The sequence below is a fragment of the Dialister sp. genome (assembly GCF_051885895.1).
Taxonomy (GTDB): Bacteria; Bacillota; Negativicutes; order Veillonellales; family Dialisteraceae; genus Dialister.
Window position 1 is genome coordinate 1 of the sequence record NZ_JBJEXP010000023.1, and the last position, 14,744, is coordinate 14,744.

Sequence of the window (14,744 nt, forward strand, 5' to 3'; positions counted from 1 at the left end):
ATCAAGGGAGGAACTATTATGAATTTTCCACAGGATGTAAAGTACGCTAAAACTCATGAATGGGTCAAAAAAGAAGGAGATTTCGTGCTCATCGGACTGACCGATTATGCCCAGGACCAGCTGGGTGACATTGTATTCGTTAATCTTCCGGAAGTGGGAGACCCGGTAAGCCAGGGCGACACCTTTGCGGATATCGAATCGGTAAAGGCGGTTTCCGATGTATACAGCCCGGTAACGGGGGAAGTGGAAGAAGTGAATGAAGAACTGCTGGATGCACCGGAAAAGGTCAATGGAGATCCCTATGGTGCCTGGTTTGTAAAGGTTAAAAATGTAAGTGATATGGAAGATCTGATGGATGCAAAGGAGTATGAAGAATTCTGCAAAACCTGCGGGGAGGAATGATTATGGGAAGCTATGTACCGCAGTCTCCGGAGGAAACAAAGGAGATGCTTACCTTTCTGGGGCTGTCCTCGGTGGATGATCTATACCGGGATGTGCCGGAAAAGGTATATCTGAAAAAAGTATCTATTCCGCAGGGAAAGAGTGAAATGGAGGTTCTCCGGGAGATAGAGAAGACTGGAGCGAAAAACAGAAGGTTTACTTCCATTTTCCGCGGCGCCGGTGCCTACTGCCATTACATTCCCGCTATTGTAAAGCAGGTGATTGCAAAGGAAGCGTTCCGCACGACTTACACTCCCTACCAGGCGGAAATCAGCCAGGGGATTCTTCAGTCCATTTTTGAATATCAGACCATGATAGCGGAACTGACCGGTCTGGATGTGTCCAATGCGTCGGTATATGATGGCGCTACCGCCGCCGCGGAGGCGGTATTCATGTGCCTGGAGAGAAAAAAGAATAAAGTCCTTGTGTCCGGAGCGGTCCATCCCCAGATACTGGAAGTGATGAAAACCTACTGCGAGAGCCGAAGGGTGGAGCTTGCAGTCATTCCGGTGAAGGAAGGCAGGACTGATACAGAAGCGGCAGGCAAAATGGCTGATGCGGAAACGGCGGCTCTGTTTTTCCAGAACCCCAATTTCTACGGACTTATAGAAGATGGCGACAGCCTCACCGCTGCTGCCCATGATGTAAAGGCAAAGGCGGTTATGTCCGTATCTCCTCTGTCCCTGGGACTTTTAAAAACACCCGGCGAGTACGGCGCAGACATTGCCGTTGGCGATGGGCAGGAACTGGGGCTTCCCCTTTCCTTCGGCGGCCCCTATATGGGATTTATGACCTGCCGGGAAAAACTGATGAGAAAACTGCCCGGCCGTATTGTGGGAGAAACTACAGACAGCCGGGGAAACCGGTGCTATGTGCTTACCCTGCAGGCCAGAGAACAGCATATCCGTCGGGAAAAGGCATCATCCAATATCTGCTCCAATGAAGCACTCTGCACCATGGCTTCCGGCGCTTATATGGCTGCGCTGGGACCGGGAGGCATGAAGGAAGCGGCTGAACAGTGCTATGCCAAAGCTCATTATCTGGCAGGAGAACTGGAAAAAGCAGGATTCCCGCTGAAATATAAGGGCCCCTTCTTTGACGAATTTGTAACTGAATCTCCTCTTCCGCCAAAGGACGTGGAGAAGCTTCTGGCGGGAGAAGGTATTCTCGGTGGCCTTCCGCTGGAAGGTGATATCCTCTGGTGTGCTACAGAAATGAACAGCCGCGGGGATATGGACAGACTGGTATCGATCTTGAAAGGAGGGATATCTCATGGAGCTTCTGTTTGAACGTTCTAAAAAAGGACATCATATGGATCTGTTCCCGCCTCTGGATGTACCGGAGGGGCCGGTGGATATTCCGCTCCGTGAAAAGGCACCCCATCTTCCGGAACTGGATGAAGTGGAAATGGACAGGCATTACGGCCAGCTGGAAAAGCAGACTTTCGGCGTAAATCATGGATTCTACCCTCTGGGATCCTGTACCATGAAGTACAATCCTGCTGTGAATGAATTGACTGCATCTCTGAAGGATTTTACGGATATCCATCCGCTGGCTCCGGAGGAAAGTGTGCAGGGATCTCTGGAAATCATGTATTCCCTGCAGCAGCTGCTGGCTTCCATTACAGGCATGGATGCCATGACGCTTCAGCCGGCTGCCGGTGCGCATGGTGAATATACAGGACTTCTGCTGATTCGTTCCTATCATCTTTCCCGGGGAGATACTGGGCGGACAAAGATTATTGTTCCTGATTCCGCTCATGGCACGAATCCGGCTTCTGCCGCCATGGCAGGTTTTGAAGTGGTGCATGTGCCCTCCAATGACAAGGGCGGAGTCGATCTGGAAGGGCTGAGGGCAGCGGTAGGAGACGATACGGCAGGCCTCATGCTTACCAATCCGAATACCCTTGGCATTTTTGATCCGAATATTCTGGAAATCACCCGCATTGTCCATGAAGCAGGCGGACTCTGCTATTATGACGGCGCCAACCTGAATGCGGTGGTGGGCCGGGCACGGCCCGGGGATATGGGATTTGACTGCGTCCATGTGAACCTCCACAAGACTTTCTCCACACCCCACGGCGGCGGCGGCCCCGGAAGCGGTCCTGTAGGATGCAAGGCATTTCTGAAAGATTTCCTGCCTCATCCGGTGGTAGAAAAAGAAGGAAATGTCTATCATTTCGTGAAACCGGCGAAATCCTTCGGCCGGGTGAAAATGTTTTACGGCAATTTCCTGGTCCTGCTTCGTGCGCTGACCTATATTCTCATGCTTGGATCTGACGGACTGGCGGAAGCTTCGGCCCATGCGGTCCTGAATGCCAACTATCTCATGAAAAAGCTGTCTCCCTGCATGGATATGGCTTATCCCGGCACCTGTATGCATGAATTTGTGATGACGCTGGAGCATTACAAGAAGGAAACCGGCGTGTCGGCCCTGGATGTGGCCAAAGGGCTTCTGGATGAAGGCATGCATCCGCCCACCATGTATTTCCCGCTCATTGTCCATGAAGCGCTTATGGCGGAACCTACGGAAACAGAAAATAAGGAAACTCTGGACAGGGCGGCGGAGGCGTTCATCCGTGTATTCGAGAAGGGAAGAACAGATCCCGAGTCTCTTCACACAGCACCCCATACCACGCCCATCGGCAGGCCTGATGAGGTAAAGGCCGCCCGTCATCCCCATATCCGGTATGATTTTGGAGATTGATATGATTCGAAAACTTACATTTCTTAAAAACTGGCAGGATACACAGAATCCATTCCGCAATTTTGCAGTGGAAGAATACCTCATGAACCATGTGGAGGAAGGAGAAATCATTTTCTTCCTATGGCAGAACAGGAATACCGTAGTCATTGGCAGAAATCAGAACGGCTGGCATGAGTGCAACGTCAAGAAACTGGAAGAAGATGGGGGTCTTCTCGCCCGGCGGCTCTCCGGCGGCGGTGCGGTCTACCATGACATCGGCAATATGAACTTTTCCTTCCTTGCCAGAAGGGGAGATTATGATGTGGCAAGGCAGCTTTCGGTCATCGTGGAAGGCGTCAAAAAATTCGGAATTCAGGCGGAAAAGAGCGGACGGAACGATATTAAAATCGACGGACGCAAATTTTCCGGAAATGCTTTTTATAAACACGGCGACCTCTGCTACCACCACGGAACTCTTCTCATTGCGGAAGATATGAAGGATATGGTGAAATACCTGAATGTGGACGGCTCGAAAATGAATTACAAGGGCGTAAAGTCCGTGCCGGCCAAAGTGGTTAATCTTTCCGAGCTGAATCCCGATATTACGGTGGAAAGTCTTACGGAAGCGCTTCAAAAGAGCTTCGGCGAGGTGTATGGCCTTCCGGTACGGGAAATCCATTCCTCCGATATACCGGAAAAAGCACTGGAAGAACGGATCCGCTTCTTCTCTTCCTGGGACTGGCGCTATGGCGCAGCCCATGAGTTCGATGTGCCGGTGGAAGGACGCTGGGACTGGGGATTTCTGAAATTCTCCTTCTGGGTAGATCACGGCATGATCGAAGAGGTTTCCGTAGATTCCGACGGTCTGGAAGCAGACTTTATCGCCGCCATTCCGGAAGTGCTCAAGGGAAAGCGGTACGAAGGGAAAGAAATGGCCCGGGCTGTTTTGTCTATGGAAACAGGAACTCCCGAAGAAAGAGAAGTACAGAAGGATGCAGCATCTCTGCTGGAAAAGATATAATGAGAGCCGCTGTCGGCGGTGATCCATGGAGGCAGGTATCCTTCGGAGTGCCGGTGCCAAAAGGAAAATGTGATCAAAAGTGGGAGGAATGCCTATGAAATATGATGTCATTATTATCGGCGGCGGGCCGGGAGGCTATGTGTGCGCAGCCCACTGCGCCCGATACGGGTTGAAAACGGCAGTCATCGAAAAGAGAGAACTGGGCGGCACCTGTCTGAACCGGGGCTGCATTCCTACAAAAACGCTTCTTTTTACGGCAGGCCTTCTGGAGAATCTGAAGAAATCAGCTCTTTTCGGCTTAAAAAATGCCGGCGGAGAAGCAGATTTTGAGGGACTTCGGAAACGGTGCGAAGCGGTCGTTTCTTCCCTGCGAAGCGCAGTCGCCAAAATGATGAAACAGAATCGGATCGATGTTTATCAGGGAACCGGCAGGGTTCTTTCCCCGTCTCTGGTGTCGGTGGAAAAGGAAGGAGAATCCAAAACACTGGAAACGGATCATATCGTCCTTGCTGTGGGCGGAGCACCTTCCGTTCCTCCTATTCCTGGAAGCCGGCTTCCCGGCGTATATACCAGCGACAGTCTTTTGTCAGAACTGCCTGAAGTGAAACGGCTGGTTATTATCGGCGGCGGGGTCATCGGCGTGGAATTTGCCGAGGCCTATCGTGCCTTCGGCGCTGAAGTGACGATTGTGGAAATGATGCCTCGGCTTCTTCCGCCTTTTGATACGGATCTGGCCCGTCATCTGGCAGCTGTTTTCCGTAAAAAGGGAATCCGGGTGATTACCGGGGCAGCAGTTAAGGCAATCTCGGAAAAGGAAGGGGCTCTTGCCGTGTCCTACGGACTGGGAGAGAAAGAAGAGTCTGTTCCGGCCGATGCGGTTCTGATTGCCACAGGACGCCATGCAGAAACGAAGGGGCTTCTTTCCATGGACGCAGATATGGAAAGGGGATGCTTCAAGGTGAATGACCGCTTTGAAACATCAATCCCCGGCATTTATGCAATCGGTGATATAGTGTATGGGGGTATCCAGCTGGCCCATGCCGCCGAGGCGGAAGGCAAGGCGGCAGCGGCGGCCATTGCGGGAAAGCCATGCTCCATCGATCAGCAGCTTGTGCCGCAGTGCGTTTATACCATTCCTGAAATTGCAGCGGTAGGCATTTCTGAGGATCAGGCCAAAAAAGAAGGCATTCCTCTGAAAACAAGCCGCATTGTCATGGGAAGCAATGCCAGGAGTCTCATTGCCGATGAGACAGGATACATGAAAATCTTTGCGGACAAGGACAATCATCTTCTGGGAGCACAGCTGTTCTGCAAAGATGCGGATAACCTCATTTCTGAAGTGTCCCTGGCCATAGCCAATCATCTGACCACGGAAGATTTCCTTAAAGTCATCCGTCCCCATCCCTCTGTGGAAGAATCACTGGGAGAAGCGGCAGAAGGAACGCTTCTGAAATAAATCATAAAAAGCATGGAACCTTTTGGCATCCATGCTTTTTTGTGTGGGCTGGTGAATCAGCGTATCCGCAGGCCGGAAGGCTGCATGCTGCCTGCAGCCCGCTCTGTCGTTCTTAGCCGGCACTCAGAATGGCGGGCGGAAAGCAGCGGGGATTTCACTGTCTTCCCCGTTTACCGATCCACTATTTACATAAACTTTATGTTATTCAATGCAGAAATGGAGTACAATAGAAAAGTATATGAACGAATGGAGATGATAGAATGGACAGGATTGCCGTATTGATTCCCTGCTGGAATGAAGCGCTGACTATAGAGAAAGTGGTGAAGGACTTTAAAAAGGCGCTTCCGGAAGCGGTGATTTATGTATATGATAATAATTCCACCGATCATACGGCGGACATTGCCGAGCGGGCCGGAGCGGTGGTGCGCCATGAATACCGGCAGGGAAAGGGCAATGTGATCCGTTCCATGTTCCGCGATGTGGATGCGGACTGCTACATCATGGCAGATGGCGACGATACCTATCCGGCAGAAAGCGCCCGGGATATGGTAAATCTCATACTGGAAGGCAGGGCGGATATGGTCATCGGCGACCGTCTGTCCTCTACCTATTTTGAAGAAAATAAGAGACCTTTCCACAATTCGGGAAATATGCTGGTACGTCGTTTCATCAATATGTTCTGGGGAGAAAGCAGTCATGAAATCAAGGATGTCATGACCGGCTACCGGGCTTTTTCTCCCATGTTCGTTAAAACATTCCCCATTCTGTCCAAAGGCTTTGAAATCGAAACGGAAATGACGATCCATGCTTTAGACAAGAATCTTCTCCTGGCCAATGTGCCGGTGTCATATCGTGATCGACCCCGGGGCAGCGTGAGCAAGCTTCATACCTTCCGGGACGGGGCCAAGGTGCTGAAAACAATTTTCATGCTCTATAAAGATTACAGGCCGCTCCGCTTTTTCACCATGGCAGCCGTTCTTCTGGCCCTGATATCCCTTGCCCTTTTTATTCCCGTATTTCATGAATATGTGATCACGGGGCTGGTGCCGAAGCTGCCGACCCTGATGACATCAGGATTCTTCATGATGGCCGCTGTCGTATTCCTGGGAATCGGCCTCATGCTGGACACGGAAGTCAAAAACAGCCGGAAAAATTTTGAAATCCAGATGAATATCATCCGGATGATGCTGAAACGAAGGTAAAAGGCATCAGTCGGTACAGACTGCAGGGATTTCCCCTGGGTCCGGTATCTCCGGCAGCTTTTCGGAAACAGAAGGCTGAAATAACAATCATAGATCTCACATTGCTTTAGAAAGGTACACCATGTTTGATTCTCTTATTCGCAAGTTTTTCCCTTCCACGGAACGATTCTGGGAAGTCTTTCGCTTTCTGGCCGTAGGCGGCGGATGCTTTCTTCTGGAATACGGACTCCTCTATACCCTTACCGAATACGGCGGGCTGCATCCTTTGGTTTCCGCACCCATCGCTTTTACCGTGTCCCTGGTGGTGAACTACATCCTCTGTGTTTATGTCGTATTCCATGCCAAACAGCAGACCGGGCGGCAGATGGTACTCTTTGCACTGACCTCCATTATAGGTCTGGGCATTAACCAGGCAGTCATGTGGTTTTTTATTGATATCATGGGGCTGTGGTACATGTTTGCCAAGGTTATTGCATCAGCTATCGTAATGATATGGAACTACTTTACCAAAAGGTATGTGCTTCACGGGCATGTGTGAAGAAAAGTCACGATGGGCAGATATAATTTCCCAATATACCGGCGCTGCTAGAAATTTTAAAAATGAAAAACACCATGGAAATGATCATTTCCATGGTGTTTTTTTATCGGAGTGCCTCTTTCAGCTGGGCACGGAATATATTGGCGCCGCCGTTGGCCGGGTGTCGGAGTCCGATAACGGGAATGCCGGCAGCGGTCAGGGTGGATTCGCTTTTCTTTCCTACAGCAAATACAGGAATGGGGCCGGTCATTTCCATGAGTTCTTTGGTATAGACAAGGCCGGCTGCAGATTCTTCATCTGTGGGAGTGCGGTTGGTGAGAAGATTTCCTTTTTTATAGGGATGAAAAGGGAAGATATTCCAGAGCAGGAATTCGTCAGGGAGAAGGCCTGCATCAAGGCAGGCTTTCCAGACCACAGAATCGGTGGGCTCGTTAAATCCCTTTTCTTTCTGCGCAGGCTTCGTAATAAAAGGACTGTCAGGCCTGCTGGTACGTCTGCCGGAATGATGAAGGATCATCTGGCTGTTTACTGTGGGGTGGAAATCCAGCAGCATTCTTTCGCAGGTCATGGCTATGCCGGAAAATTGTCCTCCCTGATAGCCGCAGGCTTCTGCTACCAGAAGAATTCTGGCCCTGTGAATTCTGGAAGACAGATAGTCTTCCAGATTTTTTCTTCGGATGGAAAGGGCATCGGCGGTATCATAGTCCGGATTGAAGTCATTCCAGGGATTGAAGGTATTTTCTCCCCGGTAGGAAATAAGGTGCTGCATAAAGGTGGAAATATCCATGACAGAGAACTCCTTTACAGGAAATGGAAAGAAAAGGAAGCACGGCGTTTATGGCTTACGGAAGAGGGGAATCCTCTTTTTGGGATTCTTTGATATCATCCTTGATCTGTTCCTTGGCTTCCTTAAAAGATTCGGGAATCTTTTCCTCATCGGTCATTACAAAAATGGTCCCGGTGAGCAGCGGCGTTACCGGCTGAAAACGGTATTTGAAGAACCACTGGTCAAAGTATTTTTTATCGCTTTTGGATACGTAGAGAAATACCGGCTTTTCCGGATGGCGGTGCTGGGCCATGAAATCCTTATCCGGCAGGGAAGGCATGACATACTTTTCATTCCACAGAGGATTCCGGTCTTCTTCTTCTGCGACAGGAGGCGGTACTACGCGCACTGCGGTTTCTCCGGTATAGAAGGTGTAACCTGCAGGGTAGGAGCGGAAAAAGTAATGCTCTCCCGGAGCCGCTTTCATTTCCTGGGCCAGGTCCAGAGAAGAGCGGCGGGGCAGGTAATGAGGCAGCCCTTCCATGATGAGACAGAGGAGAACGGAAGCGGTAACGGCGGCGATAACAGTGAGCCGTCTGCCGCTGCTCTTTTTATAGCGAAGGACCAGGGACCAGAAGGCATAGAGAATGACTGCATACAGAACCCACCAGCTGCCTTCCTTTATATAGAAGGAACCGGCCAGGGCGGCAGCCAGGAAAATGACAAATCCCAGCGCATTCCAGAGAAAGGGATATTTTTCTCCGTTTCGGATAGCCGGCGCGGCCATGGCGGAAAAAACAATGGCGGGGACTACGGCAATATAGGTATAAGTGACATACTTGGTGGCCATAAGGGTATAGAAAAGCAGCGTACCCCAGCACCATACCATAAGGAAGCGGTAAAAGGGCGGTTTGTCTTTCCAGCCTTTGACCATTCCATAAAAGGATGTAAAGGTCCAGGGGAGAAGAGCGGCAGGAAGAATGACCAGGTAATAGTACCAGTGGTTATCTTCCGGATGTTCGGAGGAAGTGGCGCGGATGATGTTATGAAGCCCCAGGAACTGTTCCACGAAATCACTGCCATGGATGAGATACATGCCTCCATACCAGGGGAGGGTCACCAGGAAGAAAACGAGAATGCCCTGCCAGGGAAAGAGCCGCAGGGCCATTTTTCCCGATTTCATGGAAAGACACCACAGAAGAAGAAGAGCGCCGGGCAGGACCAGGCCTACGGGTCCCTTTGTCAGGCAGGCAAGACCGGCAGCGGCATAGGCAAGGATCAGGTGCTTTTTATTTCTCTCCATAACACCTATATATCCGGAGAGCATGGTGGGAATGGTGAAAAGAAGCAGCATGCTGTCTGTAATGATGGCATGGGAAATTACCCAGAATTCCAAGGACAGGGACAGCATGGCACCGGACCATACGGCGATCACGTTGTCTTTGGCAATCCGCTGGATATACCAGATCAGAAGCGATACGGACAGAGCGCCGCAGACAATGGCAGGCAGCCGGGACGCCAGATTGGTAAAGCCGAGAATGCTGTAACTGAGGGAAAGAAGCCAGTAAACCATGATAGGCTTGTCATACCAGTAAGTCCCGTAAATCTGGGGTGACATCCAGTTGCCGGAAAGTACCATTTCCTTGGCGGTCAGGGCATAATTGGATTCTACCGGATCCGTGACGGGAAGAAGCCAGGAGCCCCAGAGAAGGAAAAGGAAGGCAGCCAGAAAGAAAAAGAGAAGGGTTTTCCCTGTTTCTTTCGGGCTGTCTGTCGGCGGCTCCGTATGCAGTTGATTTCTTCTTTTCAGATGTTTTGTACTCAATGTCAGTCCTCTTTCTTCAAAAACAGGAAAGCTGTGTCTTTTTCCCAAAGGAGGGTCAGATGGGATTTTTTCTCTTCAGGCCAGTTTTTATATACTTTCTTCTGCACCAGAATATAGGCAGAGGAGGGAATATCCGCTTTTTCATCCTTTCCGGGAAGGAGGACGCCTTTGGCGGCATTCTTCTCTTCAGTTTCCTGCTTTCTCAGGTCAAACTCAGGAAGGGCACTGCCGTAGATATCAGTGTAGAAGGCAGTGGAGGGACGGTAAAATGTGTCTATATAAAGAGGGATGGAACTGTCTCTTTCTGTGGATGCCAGTTTTTCCGCAATGGCTTTTGAAGTGAAAAGAGAAGAAACCGGAGAGGAAAAGGCACCCCAGATGGAGATGACGAAAACCAGAATGAGCAGGGCCTGGGATACCATAAAGGTATGGAACCGTCCTTTTTTCAGGCTGACAGAGGCAAAAACAGCGGCTGCCGCCATGAAAAGAGCAATTCCCCAGCGGACAGGGACACCTCCCGCCGGCGTGATGGGGGCCAGAGCGATGGCTCCTGCAGTGAGGAGGGAGAAAAACAGATGGAAGAGAATGAGGGCCTTTGATATATGTCCCGTCTTTTCGCAGTCTGTCATATACATGCCTGCCAGCATTGAAAGGGGCGGGAACATGGGCAGAATGTAGGAGAAAAGCTGGGTGGAAGACAGGGAAAAGAAAACAAAAATAAAGAGGGCCCATACGAGGAAAAAAGAGGCTGCCCGGTCCTTCATCCATTGTCTGGTCCGGCGGAAAATACCCGGAAGTGTTCCACACCAGGGATAGAATCCTGCCAGAAGAACCACCAGGTAGAGCCAGTAGTGATTCTGTCCTGCATGTTCGGGGCTTACAAAACGGGTGACATTATGGTATCCCAGAAAGGTGTCGATGAAAGGCCCGCCATGGATCCATCCCATGGCGATGTACCAGGGAAGACCTGCCAGGCAGGCAAGTGGAATGCCCCAGTACCATTTCAGTCCCATCACGTTCTTCAGATTGAACTGTTTCGTGCATATCATCCAGATGCCTACGATAAGGGCTGGAAATCCGAAGCCCACGGGACCCTTGGTCAGAAGTGCCAGGCCGCAGAAAATGTAGGCGGTGAAGTATTCCTTACGGAGAAATGACATAAGGGCTATGGTGAGAGTCAGAGTGAGGAGCGTATCAGTGACACTGCTTCTGGCAAGGACGATGATTTCCAGGGAAGAAGCGCAGATAAAGGCACCGCGGAGAGCGGCCCTTTCGCCAATCAGCTTTCGGGAAGACAGATAAAGATACACCGGAGTCAGGGCACCCAAAAGAAGGGAAGGCAGTCTGGCGGTCCAGGTGGAAACGCCAAACAGGCTGAAAGACAATGCTTCCAGCCAGTAGAACAGAGGTGGCTTATCGTACCAGAATTCTCCGTAAATGCGGGGAGAAAGAAAGTCTCCGAAAGCAATCATTTCCTTGGCGGTTTCGCCGTATACCGGTTCATCGGGATCTAAAAGAGGAATGGTTCCCAGAAAAGCACCGTAAATGACCAGGCAGAAAAGGAATAAAAATAGACAGTTCTTATTGAATTTCATTTTGATTTTCTCTTGTGGTATATATGGTATCCTAAAGCGATAACGGCGGAAATCAGCAGGCAGACGCCGGCAATTTCCCATTTATAATCGAGAATCATGGCCCAGTTGTGGCCCAGTACGGAACCGGTAAATACCAGGAAAATGGTCCAGGGCACCGTACCCACCAGGGTAAGGAGGATAAATTCAGGAAGAGGAAACTGGGCGATGCCGGCAGGAAGAGAAATAAAGGTACGCACTCCCGGCAGAAGCCGGCCTGTAAAAATGGCAATGGCACCGTAATTTTCAAACCAGTCCTTGGCAGCGATCATTTTTTTTGCACCAAGACCGCCTTTGGCAGTATGTTTCAAAATCAGATCCCGGCCGCCCTTGTAGCCCAGGTAGTAGGAAATGATGGAACCGGTAATTCCGGCGGCGGTGCCTATCAGCACGGTGGGCCAGAAGGAGAAAATGCTCTGGGATACCAGAAAACCGGCAAATCCCAGAATAATTTCACTGGGGATGGGAATATTCATGTTTTCCAGCACCATGCAGATAAACAGTGCCGCATATCCCCATTCAGAGAGAAATGAAATAATAATTTCCATGTGGGTAGGTCCTTTGTTTATAACGGAACGTTCAAAATATGAGTTATCGGGCGGGGAGCAGGAGTCCCTCAACCTGCATTCTATGATAGAGTAGAAAAATGTATAATATATTTACAATGCTTAAAGAATCATTTAACAGGAGAAACTCCTGCGGTCATGCCGGAAAGAGGCTTGTCCTATAAACTATAACATGGTAAGAGGGCAGGGTCAATCAAAGGCAGTGAGGCAGCAGGACCGCATCAGGATGTGCCATGGGAAGCAGAGGGCCGGCATTTGACATTTATGTAGAATGTTGATAAAATATGCATAGATTGCATAAAGATACTAGAATTGTAAAAATGCGTTTTTTATAAATTCTTCCAATTTATGGAAAATCTGCTGAAAAACGGAAAATATCCTTGTTATCTTTATGAAGAGGGAAATCAGAAACCTGAATAAAAATTCATTAAGGGGTTTCCGGACTGAGAAAATTGCATGGAGATGATTTGTCATGATGGGTAAAAAGTTAAAAATCGTACTGGCATTGGGTGCTATGGCTGCTGTATTTGGCGTGGCCGGCTGCGGCGGCGGAGATTCCAAAAGCAGCGGATCTGCATCCAAAAACGGGATTCCTTCTGTGATCCGTGTAGGTTCCGAAACCACATTCCCGCCTTTTGAATTTACAAAGGACGATAAATATGTGGGCTTTGATATCGACCTGGCTGATGCAGTTATCAAACAGATGGGCAGCAAGATGGAATTCAAGAGCATGGGCTTCGATGCCCTCATTCCGGCCGTACAGTCCGGACAGATCGATCTCATTGCTGCCGGTCTCAACGCCACCCCGGAAAGAGCGAAACAGGTGGCTTTCTCCGATCCTTATTTCACTCAGGACGGCTTCGTCATCATCGTTAATAAAGATAATGACACCATTAAGGACTGGGCAGATCTGGAAGGCAAGAACGTAGGCGCCCAGGTAGGCACCCAGCAGGTGAAACTGGCACAGGAAGCAAAAGCAGCCAACGTGAAACAGCTGGATTCCAATTCTCAGGCTTTCATGGAACTCCAGGCCAATACGCTGGACGCAGTGGTTATTGATCAGCCGGTAGGCATGTATTATCTGAAACAGGGCGCTGACAAGGATCTGAAGATTGTCGGTACTGCCAAGGATGCGGCAGGCATGGTATTTGCCATGAAGAAAGATAATAAGGAACTGCAGGCTGCTGTCAACAAGGCGCTGAAAGAACTGAAGGACAACGGCACCTATGACAAGATTTACACCAAATGGTTTGGCAACGAAGGAAAGAAATAATTCCTGCACGGAAAAACGGACTCCCGCAAAGGGGGTCCGTTTTTTGTGTGAATCACATCATTGCCGGAAGCATTACATTCGTTCAAATCCTATTTGATAATTCAATTTTATACCTATATAATGAAGACAACATCACTATAGCGTTTTTCAGGAGGTGTTTCTCATGAACAGATGGATGAAAGCAGGCGCGGCAGTGCTGGCAGCAGGAATCGTGGCAGGCCTTTCCGGCTGCGGCGGGGAAAAGCAGGCTGCTTCCGCTCCTGCGGCTTCTTCTGCTGCGGCGGGGAAGGAGCTGCGGGTGGCCTGCGTAGCCACATATCCCCCTTTTGTATATAAGGATAAAGAAGGGAAAATCGTTGGCTTTGACGTAGATATTACCGGGGCGGTAGCTAAGGAGCTGGGAGCCCGGGTAGTCTATGAAAGCATGCCTTTCAATGAAATGGTACCGGCTCTGCAGTCCAACAAGGCGGATATCGCCGTAGCGGCAGTAGATATGACCCAGGACAGAGCAGACAAGGTGGATTTCAGCAATATCTACTACAGCAAGGAAAATGTATCCATCCTGGCACGTAAGGAAGATAATGAAATCAAAGGGCCGGAAGATCTGAAGGGAAAGAAAGTGGCTGTGGAAAAGGGCACGGTATATGTGGAAACAGCCAAACAGTACGGTGCAGAAGTGAAGGAGTACGACTACCACGACCAGCTTATTAAAGCAGTGGAGGATAATGAAGCGGACGCACTGATCCTGGATAAGCCGGTAGCCCGTTTCTATCTGGCTCACGGGGCTTCTGACAAACTGAAACCGGCCGGTATTATCAGCGGTTCCGGCGGATTTGTGATGATGCTCAATAAGAAGGACGAAGGCCTCCAGAAGCAGGTCAACGAGGCGCTGGACAAGCTTATGAAAAACGGCGAATATGATAAGATTTATGATAAATGGTTTGCCGATGAAAGCTTCAGCAAGGAACCGGATGTCAAGGCTTGAGCAGGACCGCCCGGACATAGAAAATGAATTTGCGTGTAATAAAGCAAGTAACATCTTGCTTTTCATGATATAATAGGGATAGAGGTATTTTGAAAAAAATTCTTTATCATTATATAAGAAGGAAGGATGGTTATATGAAAAAAAGCACCCTTATCGTTTCTCTGGCGGCAGCTGGCCTGATCGCCGTGGGAGGATACAGTGTTTTTGCGGATAATGGACAGGACAGCTGGAATGGCTGGTGCTATGGTCCGCGGCAGGCTTACAGCTCCGACAGCTCTGATTCCCGGAACGGGAACTATGGCAGAAGAGGCTATGGCTGCGGCGGCTACCGCAGCTCCAATTCCGATGACCAGGG

The 14,744-nt window shown here is 49.9% G+C and carries 14 protein-coding genes; 10 read left to right on the forward strand and 4 right to left on the reverse strand.

The annotated features are described in order from the left end of the window. The 7 genes from gcvH to ACI4N7_RS01700 form a co-directional block, all read left to right on the forward strand. On the forward strand, positions 1-402 hold a 402-nt coding region (gene gcvH, locus ACI4N7_RS01670), incomplete at its 5' end, for a glycine cleavage system protein GcvH (protein WP_439731631.1). A 2-nt stretch (positions 403-404) separates the two neighbouring features. Beyond that, a complete protein-coding gene (gene gcvPA, locus ACI4N7_RS01675; RefSeq protein ID WP_439731632.1) occupies positions 405-1,730 on the forward strand; it encodes an aminomethyl-transferring glycine dehydrogenase subunit GcvPA in 1,326 nt (441 codons plus the stop codon). Continuing rightward, complete coding sequence (gene gcvPB / locus ACI4N7_RS01680; RefSeq protein ID WP_439731633.1) at positions 1,714-3,147, forward strand: aminomethyl-transferring glycine dehydrogenase subunit GcvPB; 1,434 nt, start codon at positions 1,714-1,716, stop codon at positions 3,145-3,147. The genes gcvPA and gcvPB overlap by 17 nt, the downstream gene beginning before the upstream one ends. A gap of 1 nt (position 3,148) precedes the next feature. Then, positions 3,149-4,147 carry a lipoate--protein ligase gene (locus ACI4N7_RS01685; RefSeq protein ID WP_439731634.1) on the forward strand — a complete coding sequence of 333 codons (999 nt, stop codon included), beginning with the start codon at positions 3,149-3,151 and terminating at the stop codon, positions 4,145-4,147. A gap of 94 nt (positions 4,148-4,241) precedes the next feature. After that, complete coding sequence (lpdA, locus tag ACI4N7_RS01690) at positions 4,242-5,603, forward strand: dihydrolipoyl dehydrogenase (RefSeq protein ID WP_439731635.1); 1,362 nt, start codon at positions 4,242-4,244, stop codon at positions 5,601-5,603. A gap of 260 nt (positions 5,604-5,863) precedes the next feature. Further along, entirely contained in the window at positions 5,864-6,805 is a 942-nt protein-coding gene (locus ACI4N7_RS01695; protein WP_439731636.1) for a glycosyltransferase family 2 protein, read from the forward strand. A 121-nt stretch (positions 6,806-6,926) separates the two neighbouring features. Continuing rightward, entirely contained in the window at positions 6,927-7,343 is a 417-nt protein-coding gene (locus ACI4N7_RS01700; protein ID WP_439731637.1) for a GtrA family protein, read from the forward strand. A gap of 103 nt (positions 7,344-7,446) precedes the next feature. Here the strand turns inward: ACI4N7_RS01700 and ACI4N7_RS01705 are convergent, their stop codons facing one another. The 4 genes from ACI4N7_RS01705 to ACI4N7_RS01720 are packed head-to-tail and all read right to left on the reverse strand — an operon-like array spanning position 7,447 to position 12,113. Beyond that, entirely contained in the window at positions 7,447-8,130 is a 684-nt protein-coding gene (locus tag ACI4N7_RS01705) for a uracil-DNA glycosylase (RefSeq protein ID WP_439731638.1), read from the reverse strand. 55 nt (positions 8,131-8,185) lie between these two features. Continuing rightward, positions 8,186-9,934 carry an ArnT family glycosyltransferase gene (locus tag ACI4N7_RS01710; protein WP_439731639.1) on the reverse strand — a complete coding sequence of 583 codons (1,749 nt, stop codon included), beginning with the start codon at positions 9,932-9,934 and terminating at the stop codon, positions 8,186-8,188. A gap of 2 nt (positions 9,935-9,936) precedes the next feature. Beyond that, positions 9,937-11,529 (reverse strand): ArnT family glycosyltransferase, encoded by a 1,593-nt coding sequence (locus ACI4N7_RS01715; RefSeq protein ID WP_439731640.1) that lies wholly within the window; start codon positions 11,527-11,529, stop codon positions 9,937-9,939. Beyond that, complete coding sequence (locus tag ACI4N7_RS01720; RefSeq protein ID WP_439731641.1) at positions 11,526-12,113, reverse strand: DedA family protein; 588 nt, start codon at positions 12,111-12,113, stop codon at positions 11,526-11,528. The genes ACI4N7_RS01715 and ACI4N7_RS01720 overlap by 4 nt, the downstream gene beginning before the upstream one ends. 490 nt (positions 12,114-12,603) lie before the next feature. Between ACI4N7_RS01720 and ACI4N7_RS01725 the strand changes: the two genes are divergently transcribed. The 3 genes from ACI4N7_RS01725 to ACI4N7_RS01735 form a co-directional block, all read left to right on the forward strand. Then, positions 12,604-13,404: a basic amino acid ABC transporter substrate-binding protein gene (locus ACI4N7_RS01725; protein ID WP_439731642.1), complete on the forward strand. Its 801-nt coding sequence runs from the start codon at positions 12,604-12,606 to the stop codon at positions 13,402-13,404. A 163-nt stretch (positions 13,405-13,567) separates the two neighbouring features. Beyond that, the gene (locus ACI4N7_RS01730; RefSeq protein ID WP_439731643.1) at positions 13,568-14,389 is read left to right on the forward strand and encodes a substrate-binding periplasmic protein; all 822 of its coding nucleotides are present in this window, start codon (positions 13,568-13,570) and stop codon (positions 14,387-14,389) included. A gap of 134 nt (positions 14,390-14,523) precedes the next feature. Then, positions 14,524-14,744: hypothetical protein (locus ACI4N7_RS01735; protein ID WP_439731644.1), on the forward strand; the 221-nt coding region annotated here is incomplete at its 3' end.

Bases quoted from the DNA above. Each gene is read 5' to 3' on its own strand.
- gcvPB (WP_439731633.1), top strand. From the start codon at position 1,714: ATGGAGCTTCTGTTTGAACGTTCTAAAAAAGGACATCATATGGATCTG.
- ACI4N7_RS01725 (WP_439731642.1), top strand. From the start codon at position 12,604: ATGATGGGTAAAAAGTTAAAAATCGTACTGGCATTGGGTGCTATGGCT.
- ACI4N7_RS01695 (WP_439731636.1), top strand. From the start codon at position 5,864: ATGGACAGGATTGCCGTATTGATTCCCTGCTGGAATGAAGCGCTGACT.
- ACI4N7_RS01715 (WP_439731640.1), bottom strand. From the start codon at position 11,529: ATGAAATTCAATAAGAACTGTCTATTTTTATTCCTTTTCTGCCTGGTC.
- ACI4N7_RS01730 (WP_439731643.1), top strand. From the start codon at position 13,568: ATGAACAGATGGATGAAAGCAGGCGCGGCAGTGCTGGCAGCAGGAATC.
- ACI4N7_RS01705 (WP_439731638.1), bottom strand. From the start codon at position 8,130: ATGGATATTTCCACCTTTATGCAGCACCTTATTTCCTACCGGGGAGAA.
- gcvPA (WP_439731632.1), top strand. From the start codon at position 405: ATGGGAAGCTATGTACCGCAGTCTCCGGAGGAAACAAAGGAGATGCTT.
- lpdA (WP_439731635.1), top strand. From the start codon at position 4,242: ATGAAATATGATGTCATTATTATCGGCGGCGGGCCGGGAGGCTATGTG.
- ACI4N7_RS01720 (WP_439731641.1), bottom strand. From the start codon at position 12,113: ATGGAAATTATTATTTCATTTCTCTCTGAATGGGGATATGCGGCACTG.
- ACI4N7_RS01685 (WP_439731634.1), top strand. From the start codon at position 3,149: ATGATTCGAAAACTTACATTTCTTAAAAACTGGCAGGATACACAGAAT.
- ACI4N7_RS01700 (WP_439731637.1), top strand. From the start codon at position 6,927: ATGTTTGATTCTCTTATTCGCAAGTTTTTCCCTTCCACGGAACGATTC.